Below are 3,481 nucleotides of genomic sequence, written 5' to 3' on the forward strand. Positions count from 1 at the left end.
TCAGTTGGAAGTGGGATTGGACCCGCAACTTGTGCACCTGTACGAGTAGCTGATTCTACGATTTTTGCAGCCGCTGTATCAAGCGTACGGTGTTCGTAAGCTTTCAAACGGATACGGATTTTTTTGTTTGCCATCTTTTTCTCCTTTTCGTCTATTTAAGATAATAGGCTAGCTCCACAAGAAAACCGACGCGGTGTTGCGTGGCAATGCAACCGAGCGTGTCGCAACCTCTTGCATCAAAGCTAAGGCTGTAATTTACAGCACCATAATAGAATAACACAAAGCCCCTGCGATTGCAAGGGATTTGTTGCTGTTTTTTAAAATTTTTAACATGAAAATGTTTTCCTTTTTGGCAGGTCATTTATTTAAGTACTTTATGGAAGAAAGTTATTCTCTCTTCACCTGTTCATAGCTTTCTTTTCCATCATTGAGCTTGTCCCAAATCACTACTTGCCCACTTTTGAGCGATTTTTGCACATCGATAATTCGTTGATTGGAGGAACCTCGAAACTGGAGCATGAGATTTCTCTTAGTTCGGTCATATCTTCCATCAACAAGAATGTCAATCAGCGACAAGAGTTCCAATTTATCTGGAGTTTCCAACATCATTTCTTCCCAAGTGTAGCCCGTCCAGGACCAGATGTCTTTATCTGGCAATTCCTTCCGAATGCGCTTAACGAGTGGCAAAAGAATCCCAGTATTGAGAAAAGGCTCCCCTCCCAGCAAAGTCAAGCCTTGAACATAGGGTTGAGCTAGATCTGCCATGATCTGCTCTTCTAATTCTGCTGTATAGGGAATACCAGCATTAAAAGACCAAGTCGCAACATTATAACATCCCTCGCAGTGAAACATACAGCCTGATACATAGAGAGAGTTACGCACGCCTTCTCCATCCACAAAGTTAAAGGCCTTGTAGTCGATGATACGCCCTTGACTGAGTTCCTCGCTTTTCCATTCTTGTGGTTTTGGATTATTCATTCGCTACCTCTATCCAATAACGCTCAACTCCATTACGAACATCCTCAAGGAGCCCACCATTTACTAAAATGACTGCTCTGCTAGCAGGATTATTTACGCTACAGGTCACAAGAGTTCTCTTGATGTTCTTTCCCTTAGCAACTTGCAAGCCCTGACGGAGAGTTTCCTTAGCATAACCCTTGCCTCTTTCTGATGGACGAATGGAGTAGCCAATGTGGCCAGCATAATTCAGTAACCCCTCATTCAGTCTCAATCGCAGATTCAAAAATCCTAGAGCACGACCTACATCATCAAATGATACAAATTGAATAGAAGGAACACGATTTTCAGGCAAGTTTATTCCCATCTCTTTTTGCATATTTGTTTCCAACCACTCTTCATACACAAAGTTCTCTGTATCCCAAAATCCTCCATCATGGGCTGATTGGCTCTTTTCAAACTCTGCCATCATCTCTAAAACTGTTTCTTTATCTGCTAATCTTGGTCTTCGTAGTTCCATCCTTACCTCCCACTATTAGAAAAGTGAGAGCTGACTCTCATACTCTTCGAAAATCTCTTCAAACCACGTCAGCGTCGCCTTACCGTAGATATATGTAACTGACTTCGTCAGTCTTATCTACAACCTCAAAGCAGTGCTTTGAGCAACCTGCGGCTAGCTTCCTAGTTTGCTCTTTGATTTTCATTGAGTATCACTTTTATTTTTTCTTATTCTTGTTTAAAAATTGTTCTTTGAGGTTGAGCAAGCGTTCTTTTTTACCAGCTCCACCTTTAGAGTGTTTCTCGTGATAACGGGTCACTTGTGCACGCCCCTTATCATCTAATTGATATTTTCCCATTTCATTTCTTTCTAATTTGTTACTTGATGTCCAGCTATTTTAATCGTTGAACCATTCATATGTTTGACACGCGCAGCGATTTCCTTGTGACGTCCATTAACCATCGGACGCGCTTGAGGATTCCCTAGATAGCCACAAGTCCGTTTAACAACGTCTACTGTTTTAGGGTCGCTATTGCCACAGTTAGGGCAAGCAAATCCTCTCTCAGTTGGTTCAAAATCCCCTTCAAAGTCACACTTGTAGCAACGGTCAATTGGAGTATTGGTCCCCAAATATCCCACACGGTCATAAGCATAATCCCAGACAGCTTCCAAGGCTTTAGGATTTTGCTGAAGGACTGGATACTCACAATAATGGATGAAACCACCTGACGCACCTGCTTCTGGATAGACTTTTTCAAAATCCAATTTTTCAAACGGTGTTGGATTTTTACGAACATCATAGTGGAAAGAGTTGGTGTAGTATTCCTTGTCTGTAATATCAGGAATAGAACCAAACTTCTCTGTATCTAGTCGACAGAAACGGTCTGTCAAACTTTCAGACGGTGTTGAGTAAATAGAGAAATGATAGCCATATTGATCTGACCACTCTTCTACACGGCGTTTCATATCTCGAATAATGTCTAGCGTGAATTCCTTAGCATCTGGATTACTTTCCCAGCTGTTACCAAAGAAAACTGTCGCTACTTCGTACAAACCGATATAGCCTAGTGAAACTGTCGCACGACGATTCTTAAAGAGCTGGTCAACACTTTCTTCCTTACCTAGACGATGGCCAAAAGCACCGTACTGATAGAGGATAGGAGCATTGGCTGGCGTCGCCTCTTTAGTGCGTTCGACACGATAAACAAGAGCATCTTCAGCGATATTCATCCGCTCGTTGAAGATTTCCCAGAACTTATTCATGTCGCCCTCAGACTCAAGAGCAATACGAGGCAGGTTAACTGTCACAACACCCAAGTTCATCCGGCCTGAATTGACTTCTACACCATTTTCATCCTTCCACCCTTGAAGGAACGAACGGCAGCCCATAGGAACTTTGAAAGAACCTGTCAACTCAACAATCTTATCATAAGACAAGACGTCTGGGTACATCCGTTTGGTTGCGCACTCTAGAGCCAATTGCTTGATATCGTAGTTGGGTGTCCCTTCCTCTAAGTTAAGGCCTCTTTTAAGCGTGAAAATAAGTTTAGGAAAGATAGCTGTACGGTGTTCTGAACCAAGCCCATTGATACGAATGTTTAAAATTGCCTTTTGAATTTCCCGCTCAAAACGACTAGTTCCTAGACCAAAACCTAGCGAAGTAAAAGGTGTTTGTCCATTTGAAGTAAAGAGAGTATTGATTTCATACTCGAGTGATTGCATGGCATCGTAGATGTCTTTTTGCGTTTTCTTCCAGGCATAATCTTCCCGTTTTTCAGGCAAGACCCATTCTTCTGCATCTTTTAGATGTTTTTGATAGTTCTTCTCTGCATAAGGCGCCAAAACTTCATCGATACGGTCAGCTGAACAGCCACCGTACTGGCTAGAAGCAACGTTGGCGATAATTTGGGAAATCTGAGCTGTTGCAGTCTGGATAGACTTGGGACTTTCTACCTCTGCATTTCCAATCTTAAAACCATTTTCCAACATACCTTTAAAATCAATCAAACAGCAGTTGGTCATAGG

The 3,481-nt window shown here is 42.2% G+C and carries 5 protein-coding genes; all 5 read right to left on the minus strand.

The window, feature by feature from the left end; all coding sequences use genetic code 11:
* Positions 1-134 (minus strand): 30S ribosomal protein S10 (locus tag QZ359_RS09265; RefSeq protein ID WP_293965930.1); only part of this gene is annotated, 134 nt, incomplete at its 3' end.
* 253 nt (positions 135-387) lie between these two features.
* On the minus strand, positions 388-978 hold the full coding sequence (gene nrdG, locus QZ359_RS09270; RefSeq protein ID WP_001064217.1) for an anaerobic ribonucleoside-triphosphate reductase activating protein: 591 nt from the start codon (positions 976-978) through the stop codon (positions 388-390).
* On the minus strand, positions 971-1,477 hold the full coding sequence (locus QZ359_RS09275; protein ID WP_084862770.1) for a GNAT family N-acetyltransferase: 507 nt from the start codon (positions 1,475-1,477) through the stop codon (positions 971-973). The genes nrdG and QZ359_RS09275 overlap by 8 nt, the downstream gene beginning before the upstream one ends.
* A 196-nt stretch (positions 1,478-1,673) precedes the next feature.
* Complete coding sequence (locus QZ359_RS09280) at positions 1,674-1,814, minus strand: hypothetical protein (RefSeq protein WP_000521615.1); 141 nt, start codon at positions 1,812-1,814, stop codon at positions 1,674-1,676.
* An 11-nt stretch (positions 1,815-1,825) separates the two neighbouring features.
* A partial coding sequence (gene nrdD, locus QZ359_RS09285; protein WP_293965929.1) for an anaerobic ribonucleoside-triphosphate reductase occupies positions 1,826-3,481 on the minus strand: 1,656 nt, incomplete at its 5' end.

Source organism: Streptococcus sp., from assembly GCF_019414905.1.
In the GTDB taxonomy this organism is placed as follows: Bacteria; Bacillota; Bacilli; order Lactobacillales; family Streptococcaceae; genus Streptococcus.